Annotated in this window: 25 protein-coding genes, 1 pseudogene and 1 riboswitch; of the genes and pseudogenes, 17 read left to right on the plus strand and 9 right to left on the minus strand. The window is 75.0% G+C overall.

The features are described from left to right. Window positions 1-17 precede the first annotated feature (17 nt). Both ABDB74_RS19570 and ABDB74_RS19575 read right to left on the minus strand, forming a co-directional pair. Window positions 18-1274 carry an acyl-CoA dehydrogenase family protein gene (locus tag ABDB74_RS19570; protein ID WP_346620515.1) on the minus strand — a complete coding sequence of 419 codons (1257 nt, stop codon included), beginning with the start codon at window positions 1272-1274 and terminating at the stop codon, window positions 18-20. Window positions 1275-1355: 81 nt separating this feature from the next. Next, on the minus strand, window positions 1356-3347 hold the full coding sequence (locus ABDB74_RS19575; RefSeq protein WP_346620516.1) for an acetoacetate--CoA ligase: 1992 nt from the start codon (window positions 3345-3347) through the stop codon (window positions 1356-1358). A 76-nt stretch (window positions 3348-3423) separates the two neighbouring features. Here ABDB74_RS19575 and ABDB74_RS19580 point away from each other — a divergent pair, with 76 nt between their 5' ends. Both ABDB74_RS19580 and ABDB74_RS19585 read left to right on the plus strand, forming a co-directional pair. Continuing rightward, the gene (locus ABDB74_RS19580; RefSeq protein ID WP_346620517.1) at window positions 3424-4470 is read left to right on the plus strand and encodes a TIGR03032 family protein; all 1047 of its coding nucleotides are present in this window, start codon (window positions 3424-3426) and stop codon (window positions 4468-4470) included. A 44-nt stretch (window positions 4471-4514) separates the two neighbouring features. Continuing rightward, a complete protein-coding gene (locus ABDB74_RS19585; RefSeq protein WP_407062142.1) occupies window positions 4515-4919 on the plus strand; it encodes a DUF2237 family protein in 405 nt (134 codons plus the stop codon). A 12-nt stretch (window positions 4920-4931) separates the two neighbouring features. Here ABDB74_RS19585 and ABDB74_RS19590 read toward each other — a convergent pair whose 3' ends face one another. Then, window positions 4932-5135, minus strand: a complete 204-nt coding sequence (locus ABDB74_RS19590; protein ID WP_346620519.1) for a hypothetical protein — start codon at window positions 5133-5135, stop codon at window positions 4932-4934. Window positions 5136-5260: 125 nt separating this feature from the next. Between ABDB74_RS19590 and ABDB74_RS19595 the strand changes: the two genes are divergently transcribed. From ABDB74_RS19595 to ABDB74_RS19620, 6 genes are all read left to right on the plus strand, one after another. After that, window positions 5261-5755: a glutathione peroxidase gene (locus ABDB74_RS19595; RefSeq protein ID WP_346620521.1), complete on the plus strand. Its 495-nt coding sequence runs from the start codon at window positions 5261-5263 to the stop codon at window positions 5753-5755. A 17-nt stretch (window positions 5756-5772) separates the two neighbouring features. Then, the gene (locus tag ABDB74_RS19600; protein ID WP_346620522.1) at window positions 5773-6492 is read left to right on the plus strand and encodes a hypothetical protein; all 720 of its coding nucleotides are present in this window, start codon (window positions 5773-5775) and stop codon (window positions 6490-6492) included. Window positions 6493-6576: 84 nt separating this feature from the next. Next, entirely contained in the window at window positions 6577-7632 is a 1056-nt protein-coding gene (locus tag ABDB74_RS19605; RefSeq protein WP_346620523.1) for an iron chelate uptake ABC transporter family permease subunit, read from the plus strand. Then, on the plus strand, window positions 7629-8720 hold the full coding sequence (locus tag ABDB74_RS19610; RefSeq protein WP_346620524.1) for an iron ABC transporter permease: 1092 nt from the start codon (window positions 7629-7631) through the stop codon (window positions 8718-8720). Before ABDB74_RS19605 ends, ABDB74_RS19610 begins: the two co-directional genes overlap by 4 nt. Then, window positions 8717-9562 (plus strand): ABC transporter ATP-binding protein, encoded by an 846-nt coding sequence (locus ABDB74_RS19615; RefSeq protein WP_346620525.1) that lies wholly within the window; start codon window positions 8717-8719, stop codon window positions 9560-9562. Before ABDB74_RS19610 ends, ABDB74_RS19615 begins: the two co-directional genes overlap by 4 nt. A gap of 82 nt (window positions 9563-9644) precedes the next feature. Then, a complete protein-coding gene (locus tag ABDB74_RS19620) occupies window positions 9645-10676 on the plus strand; it encodes an ABC transporter substrate-binding protein (RefSeq protein WP_346620526.1) in 1032 nt (343 codons plus the stop codon). Between the two features lie 18 nt (window positions 10677-10694). Here the strand turns inward: ABDB74_RS19620 and ABDB74_RS19625 are convergent, their stop codons facing one another. Together ABDB74_RS19625 and ABDB74_RS19630 are read right to left on the minus strand one after the other, a co-directional pair. Beyond that, window positions 10695-11660: an EamA family transporter gene (locus ABDB74_RS19625; RefSeq protein ID WP_346620528.1), complete on the minus strand. Its 966-nt coding sequence runs from the start codon at window positions 11658-11660 to the stop codon at window positions 10695-10697. A 43-nt stretch (window positions 11661-11703) separates the two neighbouring features. Next, a complete protein-coding gene (locus tag ABDB74_RS19630) occupies window positions 11704-12150 on the minus strand; it encodes an STAS domain-containing protein (protein ID WP_346620529.1) in 447 nt (148 codons plus the stop codon). Window positions 12151-12365: 215 nt separating this feature from the next. On the opposite strand from ABDB74_RS19630, the gene ABDB74_RS19635 reads away from it, so the two are divergent. From ABDB74_RS19635 to ABDB74_RS19655, 5 genes are all read left to right on the plus strand, one after another. Next, on the plus strand, window positions 12366-12734 hold the full coding sequence (locus ABDB74_RS19635) for a hypothetical protein (protein ID WP_346620531.1): 369 nt from the start codon (window positions 12366-12368) through the stop codon (window positions 12732-12734). Between the two features lie 23 nt (window positions 12735-12757). Next, window positions 12758-12889 (plus strand): hypothetical protein, encoded by a 132-nt coding sequence (locus ABDB74_RS19640; RefSeq protein WP_346620532.1) that lies wholly within the window; start codon window positions 12758-12760, stop codon window positions 12887-12889. Window positions 12890-12916: 27 nt separating this feature from the next. After that, entirely contained in the window at window positions 12917-13540 is a 624-nt protein-coding gene (locus ABDB74_RS19645; protein ID WP_346620533.1) for a thioesterase family protein, read from the plus strand. A 152-nt stretch (window positions 13541-13692) separates the two neighbouring features. Then, window positions 13693-14586, plus strand: a complete 894-nt coding sequence (locus tag ABDB74_RS19650) for a mechanosensitive ion channel family protein (protein ID WP_346620535.1) — start codon at window positions 13693-13695, stop codon at window positions 14584-14586. Beyond that, the gene (locus tag ABDB74_RS19655) at window positions 14583-15086 is read left to right on the plus strand and encodes a hypothetical protein (RefSeq protein ID WP_346620537.1); all 504 of its coding nucleotides are present in this window, start codon (window positions 14583-14585) and stop codon (window positions 15084-15086) included. Before ABDB74_RS19650 ends, ABDB74_RS19655 begins: the two co-directional genes overlap by 4 nt. A gap of 1 nt (window position 15087) precedes the next feature. Here ABDB74_RS19655 and ABDB74_RS19660 read toward each other — a convergent pair whose 3' ends face one another. Beyond that, complete coding sequence (locus ABDB74_RS19660) at window positions 15088-15561, minus strand: zinc-binding dehydrogenase (RefSeq protein WP_346620539.1); 474 nt, start codon at window positions 15559-15561, stop codon at window positions 15088-15090. Between the two features lie 220 nt (window positions 15562-15781). Beyond that, window positions 15782-16252: pseudogene (locus ABDB74_RS19665) on the minus strand (alcohol dehydrogenase catalytic domain-containing protein); the annotation flags it as partial. Between the two features lie 22 nt (window positions 16253-16274). Beyond that, a riboswitch (SAM riboswitch) is annotated at window positions 16275-16390 on the plus strand. A gap of 42 nt (window positions 16391-16432) precedes the next feature. On the opposite strand from ABDB74_RS19665, the gene ABDB74_RS19670 reads away from it, so the two are divergent. The 4 genes from ABDB74_RS19670 to ABDB74_RS19685 are packed head-to-tail and all read left to right on the plus strand — an operon-like array spanning window position 16433 to window position 21102. Next, on the plus strand, window positions 16433-17725 hold the full coding sequence (locus ABDB74_RS19670; protein ID WP_346620541.1) for a bifunctional o-acetylhomoserine/o-acetylserine sulfhydrylase: 1293 nt from the start codon (window positions 16433-16435) through the stop codon (window positions 17723-17725). Window positions 17726-17728: 3 nt separating this feature from the next. Then, window positions 17729-18808: a homoserine O-acetyltransferase gene (locus ABDB74_RS19675; RefSeq protein ID WP_346620543.1), complete on the plus strand. Its 1080-nt coding sequence runs from the start codon at window positions 17729-17731 to the stop codon at window positions 18806-18808. Continuing rightward, the gene (locus tag ABDB74_RS19680) at window positions 18805-19878 is read left to right on the plus strand and encodes a beta-eliminating lyase-related protein (protein WP_346620544.1); all 1074 of its coding nucleotides are present in this window, start codon (window positions 18805-18807) and stop codon (window positions 19876-19878) included. The genes ABDB74_RS19675 and ABDB74_RS19680 overlap by 4 nt, the downstream gene beginning before the upstream one ends. Before the next feature lie 24 nt (window positions 19879-19902). Further along, the gene (locus ABDB74_RS19685) at window positions 19903-21102 is read left to right on the plus strand and encodes a cysteine desulfurase-like protein (protein ID WP_346620545.1); all 1200 of its coding nucleotides are present in this window, start codon (window positions 19903-19905) and stop codon (window positions 21100-21102) included. On the opposite strand, the gene ABDB74_RS19690 is transcribed toward ABDB74_RS19685, so the two are convergent. Next, window positions 21103-21681: a gamma carbonic anhydrase family protein gene (locus tag ABDB74_RS19690; RefSeq protein WP_346620546.1), complete on the minus strand. Its 579-nt coding sequence runs from the start codon at window positions 21679-21681 to the stop codon at window positions 21103-21105. A gap of 14 nt (window positions 21682-21695) precedes the next feature. Further along, the gene (gene gdhA, locus ABDB74_RS19695; RefSeq protein ID WP_346620548.1) at window positions 21696-23045 is read right to left on the minus strand and encodes an NADP-specific glutamate dehydrogenase; all 1350 of its coding nucleotides are present in this window, start codon (window positions 23043-23045) and stop codon (window positions 21696-21698) included. Window positions 23046-23087 lie beyond the last annotated feature (42 nt).

The following is a 23087-nucleotide window of genomic DNA, read 5'->3' on the forward strand; positions in this document are numbered from 1 at the left end:
GCCGCCGTCGACCGTCCTCAGCCCAGCGGGCTGCGGGGGAGCAGGCGGTCGCTGATGATCCGCTTCTGGATCTCGCTGGTGCCCTCGAAGATCGTGGTGAGCCGGGCGTCCCGCCAGTGCCGCTCGACCTGCCGCTCGGTGGTGTAGCCGTTGCCGCCGTGCAGCTGCATGGCCTGGTTGGTCACCCGGACCGACATCTCGGTGGCCTCGAGCTTCACCATCGACGCCTCCTTGGCGACCGGCAGCCCGAGGTCGAGCAGGTGGGCGACCTGCCGGTAGAAGGCGCGGGACTGCTCGATCTGCGACGCCATCTCGGCGACGGCGAAGCGCAGCGCCTGGAAGTCGCCGATCGGGTGGCCGAACTGCTCGCGCTCCTGCAGGTAGACGATCGAGTCCTCGAGCGCGGCGCGGGCCAGGCCGACGGCGCGCGCGGCCGTGTGCACCCGGGCGGTGTTGAGGAACTTCTGCGCCTCGGCGAAGCCGGCCTGCTTGGCGGCCTCCCCCTCCTCGGCGCTCTCCTCCCGCGCGGCGCGGGCCTCGTCGATGACGTTGTCCTTCGGGATCCGGACGCCGTCGAAGGTGAGGTCCCAGGTGAGGAAGCCGTGGTAGCCGATCTTGTCGATCGGGTGCCCGGTGAGCCCCTCGGGGAACTCGCCGCGCTCCTTCTCCAGCAGCAGGTTGACCAGGCCGGCCGAGCGGGACTCCCCCTCCTCCGGCTCGCGCTCCCGGACGAGCACCTGGATGAAGTCGGCCGCCTTGGCGTTGCCGCACCAGCGCTTGCGCCCGGTGACCACCCACTCGTCACCGTCGAGCACCGCGCGGGTCGAGACACCGGCCAGGTCGGAGCCGGCGTCGGGCTCGGACAGCGCGATCGCGCCGATCCACTCGCCACGGGCGCTGCGGGCCATCAGCTCGTGCCGGCGATCCGCGTCGGGCACCGCCGTCCCCAGCCCCTGGGACCGGGCGAGGATGCTCGCCGTCGACATCCAGGCGCGGGCCAGCTCCTCGCTGACCATGCAGTACTCGAAGACGCCGAGGCCGAGGCCACCCTGCTCGGCGGGCACCGTGATGCCGAAGTAGCCGAGCTCGGCGATCCGCTCCAGCAGGGAGGCGGGGATCTCGCCCTTCTGCGGGTCCAGCTCGTCGGCGACGGGCAGCACCTCGTCCATCGCGAAGCGGCGGGCCTGCTGCTGCAGCGCCTCCCGCTCCGGGGTGTGCCACGGGGGCAGCAGCGCCGGGGGCCGGGGCTCCCAGATCTCGGACTGGGTCGACACCACTGTCGGCCTCCTCGGTCAGGCGGGTGATCGCGTGTTCGTTCCCGGTGCACCTCGCGCTCATCCACGAGGTGACCGGGTTCACCGCGAGGAGCCCGATGACCGCTCCCGCGCCAGCGCGACGTAGTGCTCGACCAGCGCGGCGTCGTCGACCGTGCCGGTGTTGACCGCCTTCGCCGGGTCGACGCCCTGGAACAGCCGCTTGAGCGGCACCTCCAGCCGCTTGCCGGTGCGGGTGTGCGGCACCCCGGGGACGGCGATCACCTCGTCGGGCACGTGCCGCGGCGAGGCCTCCGCCCGGATCGCCGCCTTCAGCCGGTCGACCAGCTGACCGGTCAGCTCCTCCCCCGGCGCGAGCTGCACGAACAGCGGCATCCAGTAGCCGCCGCCGGGCAGCTCGACGCCGAGCACCACGCAGTCGACGACCTCGGGGAAGGCCTCGACGACGGCGTAGATGTCGGCGGTGCCCATGCGCACGCCGCCGCGGTTGAGCGTCGAGTCCGACCGGCCGGTGATCAGGCAGGTGCCGCGCTCGGTGATCTCCAGCCAGTCGCCGTGGCGCCACACCCCGGGCCACGGCTCGAAGTAGGCGGCGCGGTAGCGGGAACCGTCCGGGTCGTTCCAGAAGCGCAGCGGCATCGAGGGCATCGGCTCGGTGATCACCAGCTCGCCCAGCTCGCCGACCACCGGCTCGCCGCGCTCGTCCCACGCTTCCGCGGCGACGGCGAGCATCGGCCGCTGCAGCTCCCCGGCGGTCACGGGCAGCAGCAGCGAGCTGCCGATGAAGCCGGTCGCGACGTCGGTACCCCCGGACAGCGAGCCCAGGAAGACCTCGCCCGACACCGCGTCGTACACCCACCGGAACGTCGACGCCGGCAGCGGCGATCCGGTGACGCCGATCGACCGCACCGCGGAGAGGTCGTAGCGCTCGCCGGGCCGCTCCCCGGCCTTCTCGCAGGCGCCGAGGTATCCGGGGCTGGTGCCGAAGTAGGTGATGCCCGTGCGGGCGGCCAGGGCGAACAGCGCGTCCACCGCCGGGTAGGCCGGCGCGCCGTCGTAGACCACCACCGTCGCCCCGCAGAGCAGGGCGGAGGTGGCGATGTTCCACATGATCCAGGCGGTGGAGGCGTACCAGAAGAACCGGTCCTCGGGGCCGATGTCCATGTGCAGCGCCGCCTGCTTGCGCTGCTCGAGCACCACCCCGCCGTGCCCGTGCACGATGCCCTTCGGCAGCCCGGTGGTGCCCGACGAGTAGACGATCCACAGCGGGTGGTCGAAGGCCGTCGGCGCGAACTCCGGGTCCTGCTCGTCGGCGACCGCGTCGGCCCAGGCCAGCGCCCCGTCGGGCACCTCGGCCGGGAACAGCCGCGGCACCGAGATCGTCGTCCGGACGGTCGGCAGGGCCGCGCGCAGCTCGGCGACGACGTCGCGCCGGTCGTGCGCGCGCCCGTTCCAGCGGTAGCCGTCGACGGCCACCAGGACCGTCGGCTCGATCTGGGCGAACCGGTCGAGGACGGCGCGGGTGCCGAAGTCGGGGGCGCACGAGGACCACACCGCCCCGATCGACGCCGCGCCGAGGAAGGCGACGACGGCCTCGGGCACGTTCGGCAGGTAGCCGGCCACCCGGTCACCGGGGCGGACGCCGAGCCGGCGCAGGGTGGCGGCGAAGGCGCCCACCTGGCCGCGCAGGGTCGCCCAGGAGATCTCCTGGGGCTCGACGTCCTCGGCGACCGCGACCAGCGCCGGCCGGTCGTCGGCGGCCTGCCGGAACACCTCCGCGGCGTAGTTGACCGTGGTCCCCGGGAACCAGACGGCACCGGGCATCTCCCGACGGGTGAGCACCTGCTCGTCCGGAACCCCGGGCAGCACCCCGGTCCACTCCGCCAGGTCGGCCCAGAACTGGTCGAGGTGCTCCACCGACCAGCGCCACAGCCGGTCGTAGTCGACGGGCTCGCCGAAGGAGAGCCCGCGCCGCTGCGCCACCCAGCCGGCGAAGGCGGCGCTGCGGGTGGCGGCGATCGTCGCGGCGGTGGGCTGCCAGAGGACCTCGGGGGCGGGCGCGTCGGCGGGCACGGCCGCACCCTGCCATCCCGGGCCCGCCGCGGCCACGGCATCCGCGCCCGGCCCGGGCGTGCCAGGCTGCACGACCATGGAGTCCGCCGACGGGCCGGCGCCCGTGTTCGCCGAGCTGCTCACCGGCTTCGGCGTCTCGATGGTGGTCACCACCGGCCGGAGCGGCCGGCTGGTGCTGGTCCGGGCCGACGACCGCGGGCTCGAGACGCGGCTGCTCGCCTTCGAGTCCCCGATGGGTGTGGCCGTCCGCCCGGACCGGCTCTGCCTCGGCACGCGGCGCCAGGTCTTCGACTACCGCAACCAGCCGGCCGTCGCCGCGCGGCTGGACCGGCCGCGCGGCGTCGACGCCTGCTACGTCCCACGCGGCGCGCACTGGACCGGGGACATCGGCGCGCGCGACCTGGCCTGGGCCGGCGACGAGCTGTGGCTGGTGGCGACGTCCTTCTCCTGCCTGGCCACGCTGGACGCCGACCACAGCTTCCGGCCGCGCTGGCGCCCGCCGTTCGTGTCCGCGCTGGCGCCGGAGGACCGCTGCCACCTGAACGGGATCGCCGTGCGTGGCGGACGGGTCCGGTACGCGACCGCACTGGGCCGCACGGATACCGCGGAGGGGTGGCGGCAGCGGGCGCTCCGCGGCGGCACCCTGCTGGACGTCCCCGGCGGAGAGGTGCTCGCCGGCGGCCTGTGCCTGCCGCACTCGCCGCGCTGGCACGACGGGCAGCTGTGGGTGCTGGAGGCCGGCCGGGGGTCGCTGACCCTCGTCGACCCGGACAGCGGGTGGCCGACCGTCGTGGCGACCGTGCCGGGCTTCGCCCGCGGCCTGGCCTTCGCCGGCCGGTACGCCTTCATCGGCCTGTCGCCGGTGCGCGACGGCGCCCCCGACGGCCTGCCCGTCGCGTGGACCGCCGACCGGGCGTGCGGCGTGGCGGTCGTGGACACCCGCTCGGGCGAGACGGTGACCCGGCTGCGCCTCGAGGGCCCGGTGGAGGAGGTCGAGGACGTGCAGCTCGTGCCGGCCCGCTACCCCGAGATCCTCGAGCCGGACTCGCCGTTGACCGCGAGCTCCTTCGTCCTGCCCACCGAGGCGCTGGCTGACGTCCCCCCGCCGATCGCCCCCCGCTGAGCCGACGCCCGGCGGGAGCGCGCCGTCGGTGCCATCCTGACCCGGTGCTGCCCGACCCCACCGACGAGCGCAACGTCCTCGGCGGCCCCCTGGAACCCTGCGGCACCGACCCGGTGACCGGCTTCTACCGGGACGGCTCCTGCACCAGCGGCCCGGACGACCTCGGCTCGCACACCGTCTGCGCCGTCGTCTCGGCCGAGTTCCTGGCGATGCAGCGGGAACTGGGCAACGACCTGGCGACGCCGCGGCCGGAGTACGGCTTCCCCGGGTTGCGGCCGGGCGACCGCTGGTGCGTCGTCGCCACCCGCTGGCTTCAGGCGTACCAGGCCGGGGCCGCGTCGGGGGTGGTGCTGGCAGCCACCAACGCCCGGGCGCTCGAGATCGTGCCGATGGAGGCCCTGCGCCAGCACGCCGTCGACGTCCCGGACGACCTCAGCGGCCTCGGCTGACCGGGCCCGCCGTCACCCGCCGCCGCTCCCGCCGCCCAGCATCCAGCTGTTCTTGTTGACGGCGCCGCGGGCGTCGGGGCCGTCCAGGCGGTCCCGGTCGAGGCGGCCATCGGGCAGCTCGTCGGTCCACTCGTCGGGCGCCCCCCGCCGGCGACCGACGTACCAGGTGGCCGCGACGACCACCGCGACGGCGAGCACGACGAGCACCCACTCCATACGACCTCCCGGGACGACTGCACCTCACGCTAGACGGGCATCCGCTCGCCGGCGGGTCGACGCCGACGGACCTGCCGTGCGCGATGGGCCGGAATGAAGGCCCGGCGGACGGCGCTGGGCCGGGCATGGACGACCTCCTCGACCGGCCCGTGACCACGCTGCAGGGCACGGCGACGACGCTGCGCGAGCTGACCGGCGGCGGGGCGGCCCTCGTCGTCAACGTGGCCAGCCGGTGCGGCCTCACGCCGCAGTACGCCGCGTTGGAGGCCCTGCACGAGGAGTACCGCGACCGCGGGTTCACCGTGGTGGGCGTGCCCTGCAACCAGTTCATGGGGCAGGAGCCCGGCACCGCCGAGGAGATCGCCGGGTTCTGCTCGGCCACCTACGGCGTCACCTTCCCGATGACCGAGAAGGTCGAGGTCAACGGGGCGGGCGCGCATCCGCTGTTCCAGGAGCTCACCGCCGTCCCGGACGTCGACGGGCAGGCCGGCGACGTCGCCTGGAACTTCGAGAAGTGGGTGATCGGCGGGCACGGCCAGGTGGTGGCCCGCTTCCGCCCCCGCACGGAGCCCGACGCCCCCGAGGTGCGCGCCGCGATCGAGTCGGTGCTCCCCCGCTGACCGGGTTACCGTCGGGCATGGCCGCCCCCGACCTCCGGTTCTGGTTCGACCCGGTCTGCCCGTTCGCCTGGATGACCAGCAAGTGGGTCCGCGAGGTGAGCGCGCAGCGGGAGTACGCGGTCGAGTGGCGGTTCATCTCGCTGCGGCTGCTCAACGCCCACGTCGACTACGACACCCACTTCCCGCCGGAGTACGAGGCCGGGCACACCGCGGGGCTGCGGCTGCTGCGGGTGGCCGCCCGGACCCGCGCCGAGCACGGGCCGGACGCCGTCGGCCCGCTGTACGCGGCGCTGGGCGGGCAGATCTTCGAGACGCCGAACGAGCGGGGCGACGAGGTCCGCCGCGGCACCCGCGAGTTCGTCGAGCCGGTCCTCGCCGAGGTGGGCCTTCCCGCCGACCTCGCCGCCACCCTGGACGACGACGCCTGGGACGCGCAGATCCAGGCCGAGACCGACGAGGCGCTCGCGCTGACCGGCAAGGACGTCGGCACGCCGATCCTGCACTTCCGCCCGCCGGAGGGCGTGGCCTTCTTCGGCCCGGTGATCAGCCGGCTGCCCAGCGCGGAGGAGGCGGTCCCGCTGTGGGACCACGTCGTCGGACTGGCCTCGTTCCCGGGGTTCGCCGAGCTCAAGCGCAGCCTCCGCGAACGGCCGCAGCTGCCGGCCTTCGGCGTGCAGCCCGGTGAGGCCGGGACGCAGGAGGACTGGCACGGCGGGAGCAGGCGGCAGAAGCGCTGACCGGCACCGGGGATGCCGGGGAGCGGACGGGCTAGCTAAGGTTAGCCTTATCTGATTCTCGCCGTCCGTCCCTGGGAGCTGCCCGTGACCACCACGGTCGAGGTCCCGGTACGGGGCCCGGCGCCGCCGTCGTCGCGGTCGCCGCGCGGGCGGCGGGTGGCCGTGGTGCTGCTGTTCCTCGCGCTCGTCGTGGCCGCCGCGCTGGCCAGCATCGCCGTCGGCACCCGCTCCATCGGGCTGGGCACGGTCTGGCAGGCCCTGATCGACCCGTCGCCGGCCACCGAGGAGTCGGTGATCGTCCGCGAGCTGCGGGTGCCGCGCACCGTGCTGGGGCTCATGGTGGGCGCCGCCCTCGGCATCGCCGGCGGCCTGATGCAGGGGCACACCCGCAACCCGCTGGGCGATCCCGGCCTGCTCGGCGTCACCGCCGGCGCGAGCCTCGCGGTCGTCCTGGCCATCTCGATCCTCGGCGTCACCACGCCCGCCGGCTACGTGTGGTTCGCCTTCGGCGGTGCGCTGATGGGCACCGTGCTCGTCTACGCGATCGGCTCCGCCGGCCGGGGCGGGGCCACGCCGGTCACCCTGGCGCTGGCGGGGGCGGCGCTGTCGGCGCTGTTCTTCGCCCTCGTCCGCACCGCCGTCGTCATCGACCAGCAGACGCTGGACAGCTTCCGGTTCTGGGTGGTCGGCTCGCTGGCCGGCCGGGACGCCGGCATCGGCTGGCAGCTGGCCCCCTTCTTCGTCGCGGGCCTGGTCCTCGCGCTGGCCAACGCCCCCGCCGTCAACCTGCTGGGGCTGGGCGAGGACGTCGCCCGCGGGCTCGGCCAGCGGATCTGGCTGGCGCGCGCGACCGGGCTGGCCGCGATCACGCTGCTCTGCGGCGCCGCGACCGCCACGGCCGGGCCGATCGCCTTCGTCGGGCTGGTGGTGCCGCACGTGGTCCGCGCCCTCACCGGCCCCGACCACCGCTGGCTGCTGCCCTGCTCCGGCCTCCTGGGCGCGGCCCTGCTGCTGGCCGCCGACGTGGTGGGCCGGATCGTCGCCCGCCCGGCCGAGCTGCAGGTCGGCATCGTGCTGGCGCTCATCGGCGCCCCGTTCTTCATCGCGCTGGTGCGCCGGCGCCGGACGATGGCGCTGTGAGCGTCGCCGCCCCGGCCCGCGACCCGGGGACGCGTCCGCGCTCCGGGACGGCGGTCCGCGTCGGCCCGGTGTCGGGTGTGCTGCGCTGGCGCCAGCTCGCCGTCCCGGCGGCCGGATTCGTCGTCCTGGTGCTCACCGCCGCGCTCAGCATGGGACGCGGCGACTTCCCGATCGGCGTCGGGGAGGTGCTGCGCACGCTCGTGGGCCTCGGCGAGGGGCCCCAGGAGTTCATCGTGCTGGAGCTGCGGGCGCCCCGCGTCGTCGTCGGCGCGCTGGTCGGGCTGGCCCTGGGCGTCTCCGGCGCGCTGTTCCAGACCTTCGCCCGCAACCCGCTGGCCTCGCCGGACACCCTCGGCATCACCAGCGGCGCCTCCGTGGGCGCGGTGGCCGCGATCGTGCTGACCAGCGGGACCTCCGCCGGAGCGCTCCTGGGCGGGCTCGGCCTCCCGCTCGCGGCCCTGCTGGGAGCGCTGCTCACCGGGTTCCTGCTGTTCGCGCTGGCCTGGCGCGCCGGGGTCGACGGGTACCGGCTGGTGCTGGTCGGGATCGCCCTGTGGTCGGTGGCGGCCGCGCTCGTCGACTGGCTGCTCACCAACGCCGAGATCCACGACGCCGCGTCGGCCTACGTGTGGATCACCGGCTCGCTCAACGCCCGCACGTGGGGCGACGCCGTCCCCCTGGCCGTCGCCGTCGCCGTGCTGGTCCCGCTCGCCCTCGCCGCGGGCCGGGTGCTGTCGGTGCTCCAGTTCGGCGACGACACCGCCCGCGGGCTCGGCGTCCGGCTGGCCGGTGCGCAGGCCGCCGTCGTCCTCCTGGCCGTGGGCCTGGTGGCCTTCGCCGTGTCCGCCGCCGGGCCGATCACGTTCGTGGCCCTCGTGGTGCCCCAGATCGCGGTGCGGCTCACCGGCGGGTCGCGGCCGCCCCTGCTGGCCTCGGGCCTGCTCGGCGCGCTGCTCGTGGTCGCGGCCGACCTGGTCACCCGGACCGTCCTGCCCGAGGCCCTCCCGGTCGGCATCCTGACCGCCGTGATCGGCGCCCCGTACCTGCTCTGGCTCCTCGTCCGCGGAAGGCGGCTGTCGACAGCATGACGATCCACCCGGGGACCGGGCTCCTGCACCGTCCCGAGACCACCACGCCCCCCGCCCCCGTGCGGCTGGCCGCCGAGCGCGTCCGGCTGGCCTACGACGACCACGTCGTCGTCGACGACCTCGACCTGCAGCTCACCGAGGGCTCCTTCACCGCCATCGTGGGGCCCAACGGCTGCGGCAAGTCCACGCTGCTGCGCGCTCTGGGCCGGCTGCTGCGCCCGTCGTCCGGGCAGGTCCTCCTTGACGGTCGGGCGATCGCCCGCACACCCACCCGCGAGGTCGCCAAGGTGCTCGGCCTGCTGCCGCAGACACCGGTGGCCCCCGAGGGGCTCACGGTCGGCGACCTGGTGGCCCGCGGGCGGCACCCGCACCAGACCTGGCTGCGCCAGTGGTCCCGGGACGACGAGACGGTCGTGGCCGAGGCGCTGTCCTGGACGGACATGACCGCGCTCGCCGACCACCCGGTGGACACGCTTTCGGGCGGCCAGCGGCAGCGGGCCTGGATCTCCATGGCCCTGGCGCAGGGCACCGACCTGCTGCTGCTCGACGAGCCGACGACCTACCTCGACCTCTCGCACCAGATCGACGTCCTCGACCTGGTGGGGCGGCTGCACGCCGAGCGCGGGCGCACCGTCGTCCTCGTCCTGCACGACCTCAACCTCGCGGCGCGCTACGCGCAGCGCCTGGTGGCCATGAAGGACGGCGCGCTGGTGGCCTCCGGGGCGCCGGCCGAGGTGCTCACCGAGGATCTGCTGGCCGACGTCTTCGACCTGGAGGCCCGCGTGCTGCCCGACCCGGTGTCGGGGACGCCGATGGTCGTCCCGGTGCGCCGGCTCCGGTGAGCCGGGGCCGCGGCGGGGTCCCCCGATCGGGGGGAGTTAGGTAAGGCTAACCTTTGCGTCACCCGGGGACGACCGTCCCCTGATGACCGAGGAGCATCCCGTGCACCGGATCCCCCGTCGCCTGGCCGGCGGCCTGCTGACGCTGGCCGTCGTGGCCACCGCGAGCGCCTGTGGCGACGACGACGCCGCCGAGCCCGCCGCCGAGCCCACGACCGCGGAGGGTGGCGGCTGGGAGTACACCGACGACCTGGGCACCCCCGTGGAGCTCGACGAGACCCCCACCCGGATCGCCGGGCTGAACGACGTCATGGCCTCGCTGTGGAACTACGGCGTCGAACCGGTCGCCACGTTCGGTCAGACCTCGGCCGCCGACGACGTCGCCTTCGAGGGCCGGGACCTCTCCGAGGTCGAGATCGTCGGCGAGACCTACGGCCAGATCGACCTCGAGCAGCTGGCCGCCGCCGACCCCGACCTGATCATCACCTCGGTCTACCCGGTCGACTCCGAGGGGACGCTCGACCCGACCTCCCCGCCGTACGGCATCGAGTCGCCCGAGCAGCTCGACCAGCTCGAGCAGATCGCCCCCGTCGTGGCGATCGCCTACCGCGGCTCGGCGGCCGACGTGATGGAGCAGGTGGCCGACCTCGCCGAGAGCCTGGGCGCGGACACCGGGACCATCGAGGCCGCCCGCGCCGACTACGAGGAGGCCGCGGCGGCGCTGACCGAGGCCGGCGAGCAGGGGATCACCGTGCTGCCCGTGTACGCGACCCCCTCCGAGGGCTGGTGGATGGCCAAGGCCGGGGACGACCCGCAGCTGCGCCTGTACTCCGACCTCGGCGTCGACTTCGTCGACCCGGGCGGCGAGGGGTACTTCTGGCAGACCGCCGGCTGGGAGGACGTCCCGCAGTACCCGAGCGACGTGATCCTGTACTCGCTGCGCGGCGGCATGACGCCGGAGGAGATGGCCCAGCAGCCGACCGCGGCGCTGCTGCCCGCGATCCAGGCCGAGCAGGCCTACCCCTGGAAGTACATCGGCATGGACTACGCCGCGCAGGCGGAGTACATGCAGGAGCTGGCCGACTGGCTCGACGAGGCCGACGACGTCACCCCGTGACACCGGGCCCGGCCGCGCTCACGAGCCGAGCGGGGCCGGGCTCTCGGGCAGCGGCGGCACGGCCCGCGCCGTGCGCGCCGTCTGCGCCAGGGCGATGCCGGTGAGGACGACGATCCCGCCGGCCACTTGCCAGCCGGTGAGCACCTGCTCCACCCACAGCCAGGCGACGACGGAGGCGAACACCGGCTCGACGGTCGCCACCAGCCCCGCCGTGGTGGGCGCCAGGTGGGGAAGCGCGGCGATGGAGAGCCAGAAGGGCAGCACCGCACCGAGGACGACGATCCAGCCGACCAGCAGCCACAGCGGCAGCCGCAGCTCGCCGACCGACACCGGCACGGTGGCGCCGAGCACCCCGGCGTCGAAGGTCCACCACGGCGCGGCCGCGGCCCAGAACAGCGCCGCGGCCACGAAGCTCCAGCAGGTCAGCGTGACCGGGTCGCGGCCGACCGTGCCGCGCTCCCCGAGCAGGTAGTAGGTGGCGAGGCAGAGCGCCGCACCCAGCGCCGCCGCCACGCCGACGGCGTCGAGCGAGCCGCCGCCCTGCCAGACCTGCGCCACGAGCACCAGCCCGGACAGCGACAGCAGCAGCGCCGCCCACAGCCGGCTGCGCACCCGCTCGCGGCGGACCAGCCAGACGTACAGCGCGATGAACACCGGGGCGGTCATCTCGAAGACCAGCGCGATCCCGACCGGCAGCCGCCCGATGGCGACGTAGTAGAGGAACTGGGTCAGCGCCACGCCGACGACCCCGAAGGCGGCGAGCAGCGGCAGCTCCCGCGCCTGCACCCGCAGCCGGCCGGGCGCGCGGAGGGCCAGCGCGAGGAGCAGGACCTCGGCCGCCCCGGTGCAGCGCAGCGCCGTCAGCCGGGTGGGCGGGATGCCCGCCTCCAGGGCCAGGGTCGAGACCGTGCCGTTGACGGCGAACAGCCCTGCCGCGGCGAGGGTGAAGGCGTACCCGAGGGCCGGGCGGGCGGGGCGGCGCACCAGCGCACGGTAGCGGGCTACCGGTGCCGAGACACCTACCGCGTCAGAACAGGGCCAGCTCCTGCTCCGGCGCCCGCGGACCCGGCACCGACGCCGTGAAGGCGACGTCGAGCCCGGTCGCCTCGAACACCCGCCAGACCGACGGCTGCACGTCGCGCAGCCGCAGCTCGATGCCGTGCTGCAGGCACCACCGCCGAACGGCGAGCAGCGCGGACAGGCCGGCCGATCCGGTCGACGGCACCCCGCCCAGGTCGAGCTCCAGGACGACGCACCCGGCCAGCGGTCGTTCGGCGACGAAGGCCTCCAGCTGCGGTGCGGTCACCAGGTCGAGGTCTCCCTCGACCGCGACGACGGCCTGCCCGCCGGCGGCCTCCCAGCGCAGCCGCAGCGCGGGCGGCCCGGGCGCCTGGTTCCCGACCCACCACGGGCGCCGGCCGCCCGGCGCCCGCGCCAGCCGTCGCGTGACGTCCCATTCGTGCGGCCGAACCATGCGCTGATCCCCCTGTTGCCGACGGCATCGGCCGTCGTGCCGGACCGTACGCAGACGCATGCACCCGGTACAACGGGTTCCGGCACCGGATCGGCCGTCGAGCCACGCCCGATGCGCGTGCTGTCACGGCGGGTGAGCGCATCGTCTCGGCACGTCGGTGGGTGCGCGCCGGTGTCCGTGGGCACGCCTCTGCCGAGCCGAGGAGAGGAGTCCGCGTGGAGAGTCGCCCACCGTGGTCGGGGCGCCGGCGTCGCACCCTGGGCGTGCTGGCGGCCGGGGTCGTCGCCGGGGGGCTGGGTGCCTTCGTGCTCCCGGCGGAGTACGGGGTGACCGCCGGCATCGTCGGTGCGCTCTGCGCCTTCCTCCTCGCCGTGGCCGTCATCGTCTTCGTCGTCGTCCCGGGGCCGGGGACGGCCGGCACGCTGGCCCGCATGCCACCGCTGGCGGGTGCGGCCCTCGTCGTCGCCGTCCTGCTCCTGCTCTCGACCTCCGCCGAGCTGCGCTGGGTGTGGTCGCTGGCCGCCGTGGCCGCCGGCTGCTGGACCGCCTACGCCGTCTGGCAGACCCGGCGCTCGGAGGAGTGAGCGCCGGCGACAGACTGCGGGCCATGGATCTGCCCGAGGCCCTCTACCTGCCCGATGGCGACGGCTTCACCGCCACGGCGCTGACCATCGGCGCCTGGGACGTCGGCATGCAGCACGCCGGGCCACCCGCGGCGCTGCTGCGCGCGGCCGAGTAGGCGGGTGGGATCCCCGACGGCCAGACCGTGCGGCTGGCCTACGACATCCTCGGGCCGGTGCCGGTGGGCCCGGTGCGGGTGGGCGCCTCCGTCATCTGCCCCGGCCGGCGGATCGAGCTGGTGGAGGCGGTCCTCGACGCCGGGGATGGCCCGCTCATGCGGCTGTCGGCCTGGCGCATGCGCAGCCGCGCCGACGGCCCACCGGCCTCCCCCGGCCCGCACCCGGTCCCGGCCGGCCCGGACGACGGCCGCCCCAAGCGCCCGGCGTTCTTCCCCACCGAGCTCGCCTACCACCGCGCGCTGGACTGGCGGTTCGTGTCGGGCACCTTCAACGGCCCGGGCCCGGCCGCCGCGTGGACGCGTCCGGAGTGCACGCTGGTGGCCGGCGAGCCGATGACGCCCCTGCAGCACCTCCTCGTGATGACCGATGCGGCCAGCGGCATCTCGGCGACCCTGGACTGGACGGAGGCGACCTTCGCCAACGTCGACCTCACCGTGGCCCTGCACCGTCCGCCCCGCGGCGAATGGCTCGGTATGGACGCCACCACCGTGCTGGGCGACTCGGGCCCGGCGCAGTGCTTCGCCGTCCTCGTCGACGCCGACGGGGCCGTCGGCCGGTCCAGCCAGTCGCTGTTCGTCGAGCCCCGCTGACGGGGTGAGGGATCTCTCGTACCGGGAACTCCCTGGTCAGGGCGGTGGCGTGGACCTCCGGCGCGGGTACCCGGAGGATGTGGTTGGCATCGGCGGGCGCCGGTGCGCACTGTGGAGAGGTCGCTTCCCCCGACGATTGGAGTGCGCTGACCGTGGATGCGTGGACAGACGTCCTGCGCTGGCTGTCCGGACGCGGTCTCGAGGTCGTGCTCATCGTGCTCGGCTCGGTGCTGCTGGCCCGGTTCATCGGCTGGGCAGGCACCCGGATCACCGACCGGATCGACCGCAACTCCACCGACGGGGACGCGCTCGTGCGCTCCGAGGCCGCCAAGCACCGGCACTCGCTCACCCAGGTGCTCACCTGGGCGGCGGTGGTGCTCGTCTACTCGATCTCGGTCTTCTTCGTCCTCGACCGCCTCGGCATCCCGGTGACCGGCCTGGTCGCGCCGGCCACGGTGCTCGGCGTGGGGCTGGGCTTCGGCGCCCAGCGCATCGTCGGTGACGTCCTCGCGGGCTTCTTCATCATCACCGAGCGCCAGTACGGGTTCGGCGACGTCGTCTCCATCCAGGTGGTCGGCGGCGGCGAGCCGGCCGAGGGCACCGTCGAGGACGTGACCCTGCGCGTGACCCGGGTGCGCTCGCCCAACGGCGAGGTCGTCACCGTGCCGAACGGCCAGATCGTGAAGGTCGTCAACCTCTCGCGCGACTGGGCCCGCGCCGTCGTGGACGTCCCGGTGCCCACCAGCGTCGACGTGAACCGGGCCAACGAGATCCTCCGCGAGGTCGGCCGGTCGGCCTTCCGCGACCCGGCGATGCGCCCGCTGCTGCTCGACCCGCCCACCGTCATGGGCGTCGAGACGCTCGGGCTCGACGAGGTCAACGTGCGCGTGGTGGCCCGCACGCTGCCCGGCAAGCAGTTCGAGGTCGGCCGCGACCTGCGGGCCCGCATCGTGGACGCCTTCCGCAGCCAGGGCATGCAGGTGCCGCAGCCCACCTCGGTCGCGGTGCCTGACGGCGCGACCGCCGTCCAGGAGGCGGTCCGATGACCGCGCCCGAGGACCGCAGCCCGGACGGCGGGGAGCCGAGGGTCAGCACCGCTCCCGCCGTGGCCCCCGCCGCGCCCGCCGCGTCCGCGCCGCCGGACGAGCCGCGGCGTCCCCGCTGGTGGTCGGCCATCCCCCGGCACCTGGGCCGGGCCCGCACCTCGACGGTCGCGCTCAGCCTGCTGTTCCTCCTGATCGGCGCCCTCTACCTCAACGTGCGCCCGGACCCGGAGGGGACGACGCGCACGCCGGCGGACACGGGGGTCGAGGAGACGGCCGAGCAGACGACGGAGACCACCCCGCCGACCACCGAGACCACCGAGCCCGCCGAACCCACCGACGAGGCGCCGGCGACCACCCCCGCGCAGCCGACCGGGGAGCAGGCCGAGCCGACCCAGCAGACCGGGGAGCCGGAGCCCGAAGAGACGGCGGACGAGACGGCGCCCACCACGTCGGCCCCGGAGACCAGCGCGCCGAGCCAGCCGACCGCACCGACCGGCTGAGTCAGAACGAGGTCACGACGGCGATCCCGGGTGCCGCGCCTACCGTGGCGAGCGCGGCCCCGGCGTCGTCCAGGGCCAGCCGGCGGGTGACCAGCCGGCCCGGGTCGAGCCGGCCGGCCGCGATCAGGCCCAGCAGCTCCGGATAGGCGTGCGCGGCCATGCCGTGGCTGCCCAGCACCGCCAGCTCGAGCGCGACCACCCGGTCCATCGGCACCTCGGGGCGGCCCTGCGCCGGCGGCAGCAGCCCGACCTGGACGTGCCGGCCGCGCGGCCGGAGGCTGCGGACGGAGTTCGCGCAGGTGACCGCGGCGCCGAGGGCGTCGAGCGAGGCGTGCGCGCCGCCGCCGGTCAGCTCGGCCACGGCCGCGGGCACGTCGCCGGCGCCGTCGACCGCGTGCTCGGCGCCCAGCTCGCGGGCGAGCTCCAGCGCGCCGGGCGCGACGTCGACGGCCACCACCCGGGCGCCGGCGGCCACCCGCGATCTGGACGGCGGAGAGCCCGACGCCGCCGCACCCGTGCACCGCCACCCACTCCCCGGCCCGCACGCGCGCCACCTGGACGACGGCGCGGAAGGCGGTGGCGTACCGGCAGCCCAGCGCGGCGGCGGTGGTGAGGTCCAGCCCCTCGGGCACCGCGACGAGGTTGACGTCGGCGGCGTCGAGGGCGACGAACTCGGCCAGCGAGCCCCAGTGGGTGAAGCCGGGCTGGGTCTGCCGGGCGCAGACCTGGTGCTCACCGGCGGCGCACTGCGCGCACCGGCCGCAGGCGTTGACGAACGGCACCGTGACCCGGTCGCCCACCCGCCAGTTCCGGACGCCCGCGCCGACGGCCGCCACGGTGCCGGCCAGCTCGTGCCCGGGCACGTGCGGCAGGACGACGTCGGGGTCGTGCCCCTGCCAGGCGTGCCAGTCGCTGCGGCAGATGCCGCCGGCGCCGACCCGGACGACGACGCCGCCCGGCGCGGGATCGGGCGCAGGGACGTCGTCGACCCGCAGCGGTCCACCGAACTGCTCGAACACCAGGGCGCGCACGCCGTCAGCCTGCCGGGTGGTCGAGTTGATCATCGCCTCCGGGTCCGCCGCGCCGGCGTGTCCCGCCGTGTCCCGGACCCGCAGCCGATGATCGACTCCGAGTGGTCCCTGCGGCGGGTGTTTCACGTGGGACATCGCGGCCCGTAGGATCGCGCTGGCTCCTGAGAGGCAGCGCGAAGCACCTGGCTGGCTGCCCGGCAACCTCTACTCCGTCTGAGGTGCTCCAGGGGAAGAGCCGGCCGGACGGCGCCCGCCGCCCGGCAAGGACGGAGCTCCCGTGCGCCGCGGGTCTCCGCGAGCGAGAGGAGACGGCGCATGAGCGACCCGCAGAGCTGGAGCTTCGAGACCCGGCAGATCCACGCCGGCACGAGCCCCGACCCCACGACCGGCGCCCGCGCGCTGCCGATCTACGCGACCACCGCCTACCAGTTCCGCGACACCCAGCACGCCGCGGACCTGTTCGCGCTGGCCGAGATGGGCAACATCTACACGCGGATCATGAACCCGACGCAAGACGCGCTCGAGCAGCGCGTGGCCTCGCTCGAGGGCGGCGTCGCGGCCCTGGCCGTCGCGTCGGGCCAGGCGGCCGAGACCCTGGCCATCCTCAACCTCGCCGAGGCCGGCGACCACGTCGTCGCGTCGGCCTCCCTCTACGGCGGCACCTACAACCTGCTGCACCACTCGCTGCCGAAGATGGGGATCACGGTCTCCTTCGTCGAGGACCCCGACGACCCGGAGAACTGGCAGTCGCTGGTCCAGGACAACACCCGGGCGTTCTTCGCCGAGTCGATCGGCAACCCGAAGGGCGACATCCTCGACATCGAGACGGTCGCCGGGGTCGCGCACCGCAACGGGGTGCCGCTCATCATCGACAACACCATCGCGACGCCGTACCTGATCCGCCCGTTCGAGTTCGGCGCCGACGTCGTCGTCCACTCGGCCACCAAGTACCTGGGCGGCCACGGCACCGTCATCGCCGGCCTGATCGTCGACGGCGGGACGTTCGACTGGACCGGGGGCCGCCACCCCATGTTCACGACGCCGGACCCGACGTACCACGGCGTGGTCTACGCCGACCTGGGCGCGCCGGCCTTCGCGCTCAAGGCGCGGGTGCAGCTGCTGCGCGACCTGGGCCCGGCGGTCTCGCCGTTCAACGCCTTCCTGGTGGTGCAGGGCATCGAGACCCTCTCGCTGCGCATGGAGCGGCACGTGAGCAACGCCCAGCGGGTGGCGGAGTTCCTCGAGGCGCACGACGAGGTGGACCGGGTCAACTACCCGGGGCTGGCCTCCTCGCCGTGGCACGCCGCGCAGCAGAAGTACGCCCCGAAGGGCGCCGGCGCCGTCCTCACCTTCGAGCTGCACGGCGGCGTCGAGGCGGGGAAGCGGTTCGTGGAGGCCCTGGAGCTGCACAGCCACGTCGCCAACATCGGTGACGTCCGCAGCCTGGTGATCCACCCGGCGTCGACCACGCACTCGCAGCTCACGCCGGAGGAGCAGCTCACCACCGGCGTCACCCCGGGTCTGGTGCGGCTGGCCGTGGGCCTGGAGGGCGTCGAGGACATCCTGGCCGACCTCGAGGCCGGGTTCCGCGCCGCCAAGGGCGCCTGAGCGGTGGGCGGGTGGGTCGAGGGCGACCCGGTCGGCGACCGGCGCTTCCTCGACCTGCCCGCCCCCTTCCCGCTGGACCGCGGCGGGACCCTGCCCGCCGTGCGGATCGCCTACGAGACCTGGGGCACCCTCGCCCCCGACGGCGGGAACGCCGTGCTGGTGGAGCACGCGCTCACCGGCGACAGCCACGTCGTCGGCCCGGCCGCGGAGGGGCATCCGACGCCCGGCTGGTGGAGCGGCATCGTCGGGCCGGGCGCGGCCCTGGACACCGACCGCTTCTTCGTCGTCTGCGCCAACGTGCTCGGCGGCTGCCAGGGCACGACCGGGCCGTCGTCGACCGCGCCGGACGGCCGCCGCTGGGGATCACGCTTCCCCGAGGTGACCGTGGGCGACCAGGTGCGCGCCGAGGTCGCGCTCGCCGACGCGCTCGGCATCCCCCGCTGGGCGGCGGTGGCCGGCGGGTCGATGGGCGGCATGCGGGCGCTGGAGTGGGCCGTGGCCGAACCGGCGCGGGTCGAGGCGCTCTTCTTCCTCGCGTCGGGCGCCGTCGCCTCGGCCGACCAGATCGGCACGCAGACCACCCAGCAGGCCGCCGTCCGGGCCGACGCGCGCTGGGCGGGCGGGGACTACGCGCCCGACGCCCCGCCGGTGGACGGCCTGGGGATCGCCCGCCGGATCGCCCACCTCACCTACCGCAGCGGGCTGGAGCTCGACGCCCGCTTCGGCGTGCAGGTGCAGGACGACGGCCGCTACGCCGTCGCCTCCTACCTCGACCACCACGCCGACAAGCTCGCCCGCCGCTTCGACGCCGGAAGCTACGTGCTGCTCACCGAGGCGATGAACAGCTGGGACGTCGGCCGGGGCCGCGGCGGCGTCGAGGCCGCGCTGGCCCGCGTGACCGCCCGCGCGCTCGTCGCGGGCGTGGACAGCGACCGGCTGTACCCGGTGGAGCAGCAGCAGCGGGTGGCCGACGCGCTCGGCGTCCCGCTGCGCGTCATCTCCTCGCCGTACGGGCACGACGGCTTCCTGATCGAGACCGCCGCCGTCGGCGCGCTGCTGACCGAGCTGCTGGGGAAACCGTGAACGACGACGACCTGCTCCCGCTGCGCGAGGCGTGCGACCGCGCGCTGACCGGGCACGGCGACTGGCGTCCGGCGGACCAGCTCGCCATGGTCCCGCCCGGGACGGCCCCGGACCGGTACGGCGACGGCGGCGTGGTCGCCGAGCTCGAGGCCGAGGTCGCCGGGCTGCTCGGCCTGCCCGCGGCGGTGTACCTGCCCAGCGGCGTCATGGCGCAGCAGGCGGCGCTGCGGGTGCACGCCGACCGGCGGGCCCGGCGCACCGTGGTCTGCCACCCCGAGAGCCACCTGATCCGGCACGAGGAGCAGGCGTTCGAGCGGCTGCACGGCATGGTGCTGCGGCCGGCCGGGAACCGGTACCGGCTGCTCGTGCGCGCCGACCTCGACGCGGTCGCCGAGCGCCCCGCCGCGTTGCTGGTGGAGCTGCCGCAGCGCGACCTGGGCGGGCAGCTCCCGGCGTGGGACGACCTGGTGGAGCAGGTCGGCTGGGCCCGGGGCCGCGGCGCCGCCGCGCACCTGGACGGCGCCCGCCTGTGGGAGGCCACCGCCGGCTACGACCGCACGCCGGCCGAGATCGCCGGGCTGTTCGACACCGTCTACGTCAGCTTCTACAAGGGCATCGGCGCGCTGGCCGGCTGCTGCCTGGCCGGCCCGGCGGACGTCGTCGCCGAGGTCCGGGAGTGGCGCCGCCGGCTGGGCGGCACGCTGTTCGGCCTGTGGCCCGGGGCGGCATCGGCGCTGAGCTGCCTGCGCCGGCGGCTGCCGCTGATGCCCGCCTACCTGGAGCGCGCCCGCGAGATCGCCGGCGCGGTGCGCGACCTGCCGGGCGTCACCGTCGTCCCCGACCCGCCGCAGACGCCGATGCTGCACCTGCTGCTGCGCACCACCCCGGAGGAGTTCACCGCGGCCGCCCGCCGCCTGGCCACCGACGAGGGCCTGTGGACCTGGCCGCGTGCCGGGCGCACCGGCGATCCCGGCGCCGTGCGGGTGGAGCTGGCCGTGGGCGACGCGACGCTGGCGCTCCCGGTCGAGGAGATCCGCGCGGCGGTCGCCACCCTCGCCGGGGAAACCTGACGACCGGCGGTTAGCGTCCGGCGCATGAGCTACGACGTCGCCTCGGTGCGGGCGCACTTCCCCTCCCTCGCGAGCGGGACGGCACACTTCGACGGCCCCGGCGGCACCCAGGTGCCCGAGCAGGTGGGCCGGGCGGTGGCCGCGACCCTGACCGCGCCGATCGCCAACCGCGGCTCGGTTACCGCGGCGGAGAGGGTCGCCGACGAGACGGTGCTGGCGGCGCGGGCGGCGGTGGCCGACCTGCTCGGCGCCGACCCCGCCGGGGTCGTGTTCGGCCGCAGCGCCACCCAGCTCACCTTCGACCTCGCGCGCACGCTGGCGGCCGGCTGGGGGCCCGGTGACGAGGTCGTCGTCACCCGGCTCGACCACGACGCGAACATCCGGCCGTGGGTGCTGGCCGCGGAGAACGCCGGCGCGACCGTGCGGTGGGCCGCCTTCGACCCCGCCACCGGCGAGCTGACCGCCGACGACGTCGCCGCGGTCCTGACCGACCGGACCCGGCTGGTGGCGGTGACCGGGGCGTCCAACCTGATCGGCACCCGCCCGCCGATCGCCGCGATCGCCGAGCGGGTGCACGCGGCCGGCGCGCTGCTCGTCGTCGACGGCGTGCACCTGACCGCCCATGCGCCGGTCGACGTCCGGACCCTCGGCGCCGACGTCTTCCTCTGCTCCCCCTACAAGTTCCTCGGCCCGCACTGCGGCGTCCTGGCCGCCGACCCCGGGTTCCTGGCGACGCTCCGGCCGGGCAAGCTGCTGCCCTCGACGGACACGGTGCCCGAGCGCTTCGAGCTCGGCACGCTGCCCTACGAGCTGCTGGCCGGGACGACGGCGGCGGTGGACTTCCTCGCCGCGCTCGGGGAGGGCGGCAGCCGGCGCGAGCGGCTGCTCACCGCCATGAGCACGCTGGAGGAGTACGAGGACGGCCTGCGGGCGGACCTCGAGACGCGGCTGGCCGCGCTGCCCGGCGTCCGCCTGTGGTCGCGGGCGGCGCACCGCACCCCGACGCTGCTGCTCACCGTCGACGGGCGGGACCCCGCCGACGCCTACCGCTTCCTGGCCGACCGCGGCGTCAACGCACCGGCCGGGCACTTCTACGCGATCGAGGCCAGCCGGTGGCTCGGGCTCGGCGACACCGGGGGCCTGCGGGCCGGGCTGGCCCCCTACAGCGACGCCGACGACGTCGACCGGCTCGTCACCGGCCTGCGGGAGTGGCTCGCGACCTGATCAGGACGAGCCGTCCCCCGGCACCATCCCCGCCGGGGGCAGCGGCCGGCGGACGACCGGGCGGACCTTCCGCGCCTCGGGCAGCCGCTCGTAGTAGGCGGCCGCGTTGCCGCGGATGTGCAGCAGGTCGTCGTCGGTCGCCTCGCGCACGACCTTCGCCGGGACGCCGGCGATCACCGACCGCGGTGGGAACTGCTTGCCCTGGGTGACGACGGCGCCGGCGGCGATGATCGAGCCCGTGCCGATGTGCGCCCCGTTCATGACGACGCTGCCCATGCCCACCAGCACCTCGTCGTCGATCCGCGCCCCGTGCAGCACGACCCGGTGCCCGACGGTGACGTCCCGCCCCAGGACCAGCGGGAAGCCGGGGTCGGAGTGGAGGGTGCAGCCGTCCTGCACGTTGGAGCCCTCGCCGATCTCGATGGTCTCGTGGTCGGCGCGGGCGACGGCGCCGTACCAGATGCTCGAGCGCGGGCCCATGGTCACCGCGCCCACCACCACCGCCGTCGGCGCCACGAAGGCCTCGTCGTCGATCTCCGGGGCACCGAACGGCAGCTCCGCGATGTAGTTGTCGGCCACGCCGTCCTCCTGCGTCAGATCAGGCCGTGCGCGTGCACGGCCTCGGCCACCTGGATGAACCCTGCCACGTTGGCGCCCAGCACCAGGTCACCCGGGGACCCGTACTCCTCGGCGGTCTCGTGGCAGCGGGTGTGGATGTCGCGCATGATCTCGGCCAGCCGGGTCTCGCTGTGCTCGAACGTCCAGCGGTCGCGGGAGGCGTTCTGCTGCATCTCCAGCGCCGAGGTGGCCACCCCGCCGGCGTTGGCGGCCTTCCCCGGCGCGAAGGCGACGCCGGCCTCGCGGAGCGCCTTCACCGCCGTGGGGGTGGCGGGCATGTTCGCCCCCTCCACCACGTAGCGGCACCCGTTGCGCGCCAGGACGGCGGCGGCGTCGCCGTCCAGCTCGTTCTGCGTGGCACTGGGGATCGCGACGTCGCAGGGCACGTCCCAGATGCTGCCGCCGGCGACGAAGCTCGCGGAGCCACGTCGCTCGGCGTAGTCGGAGATCCGGCCGCGCTCGACCTCCTTGACCTGCTTGAGCAGGTCGAGGTCGATGCCGGCGTCGTCGACGACGTAGCCGCTGGAGTCCGAGCAGGCCACCGCCGTCCCGCCGAGCTGGTGCACCTTCTCGATGCCGTAGACGGCGACGTTCCCGGAGCCGCTGACGACGACCCGCTTGCCGTCGAAGGACTCGCCGCGGACGTCCATCATCGCCTCGGCGAAGAAGGCGGCGCCGTAGCCGGTCGCCTCGGTGCGGACCAGCGCCCCGCCCCAGCCCAGCCCCTTGCCGGTGAGGACGCCGGACTCGTACCGGTTGGTGATCCGCTTGTACTGGCCGAACAGGTAGCCGATCTCCCGCGCGCCGACGCCGATGTCGCCGGCGGGCACGTCGGTGTACTCCCCCAGGTGCCGGTAGAGCTCGGTCATGAACGACTGGCAGAACCGCATGACCTCGGCGTCCGACCGGCCCTTGGGATCGAAGTCGGAGCCGCCCTTGCCGCCGCCGATGGGCATGCCGGTGAGCGCGTTCTTGAAGATCTGCTCGAACCCGAGGAACTTGACGATGCCCAGGTTCACCGAGGGGTGGAACCGCAGCCCGCCCTTGTACGGGCCGAGCGCGGAGTTGAACTCGACGCGGAACCCGCGGTTGATCCAGACCTCGCCGCGGTCGTCTTGCCACGGGACGCGGAAGATGACCTGCCGCTCGGGCTCGCAGATCCGCTCGACGGTCTTCATCTCGGTGTACTCGCTGTGCCGGTCCAGGACGACGGCCAGCGATTCCAGGACCTCTCGGACGGCCTGGTGGAACTCGGTCTCGCCGGGGTTGCGTCGCAGCACCTCGTCGTAGATCGCGTGCACCGTGGCCGGCACGTCACCGCTCATCGAACCCCCTCGTCCCGTGCGTCGCCGTCCTCAGCAACGTAC

The organism is Blastococcus sp. HT6-4, assembly GCF_039679125.1.
Classification (GTDB): domain Bacteria; phylum Actinomycetota; class Actinomycetes; order Mycobacteriales; family Geodermatophilaceae; genus Blastococcus; species Blastococcus montanus.

What these genes read in the sequence shown, in the direction of transcription:
- ABDB74_RS19580 (WP_346620517.1), top strand. Translation starts at nt 3,424, where the DNA reads ATGGAGTCCGCCGACGGGCCGGCGCCCGTGTTCGCCGAGCTGCTCACC.
- ABDB74_RS19590 (WP_346620519.1), bottom strand. Translation starts at nt 5,135, where the DNA reads ATGGAGTGGGTGCTCGTCGTGCTCGCCGTCGCGGTGGTCGTCGCGGCC.
- ABDB74_RS19595 (WP_346620521.1), top strand. Translation starts at nt 5,261, where the DNA reads ATGGACGACCTCCTCGACCGGCCCGTGACCACGCTGCAGGGCACGGCG.
- ABDB74_RS19600 (WP_346620522.1), top strand. Translation starts at nt 5,773, where the DNA reads ATGGCCGCCCCCGACCTCCGGTTCTGGTTCGACCCGGTCTGCCCGTTC.
- ABDB74_RS19615 (WP_346620525.1), top strand. Translation starts at nt 8,717, where the DNA reads ATGACGATCCACCCGGGGACCGGGCTCCTGCACCGTCCCGAGACCACC.
- ABDB74_RS19620 (WP_346620526.1), top strand. Translation starts at nt 9,645, where the DNA reads ATGACCGAGGAGCATCCCGTGCACCGGATCCCCCGTCGCCTGGCCGGC.
- ABDB74_RS19630 (WP_346620529.1), bottom strand. Translation starts at nt 12,150, where the DNA reads ATGGTTCGGCCGCACGAATGGGACGTCACGCGACGGCTGGCGCGGGCG.
- ABDB74_RS19640 (WP_346620532.1), top strand. Translation starts at nt 12,758, where the DNA reads ATGGATCTGCCCGAGGCCCTCTACCTGCCCGATGGCGACGGCTTCACC.
- ABDB74_RS19655 (WP_346620537.1), top strand. Translation starts at nt 14,583, where the DNA reads ATGACCGCGCCCGAGGACCGCAGCCCGGACGGCGGGGAGCCGAGGGTC.
- ABDB74_RS19670 (WP_346620541.1), top strand. Translation starts at nt 16,433, where the DNA reads ATGAGCGACCCGCAGAGCTGGAGCTTCGAGACCCGGCAGATCCACGCC.
- ABDB74_RS19685 (WP_346620545.1), top strand. Translation starts at nt 19,903, where the DNA reads ATGAGCTACGACGTCGCCTCGGTGCGGGCGCACTTCCCCTCCCTCGCG.
- gdhA (WP_346620548.1), bottom strand. Translation starts at nt 23,045, where the DNA reads ATGAGCGGTGACGTGCCGGCCACGGTGCACGCGATCTACGACGAGGTG.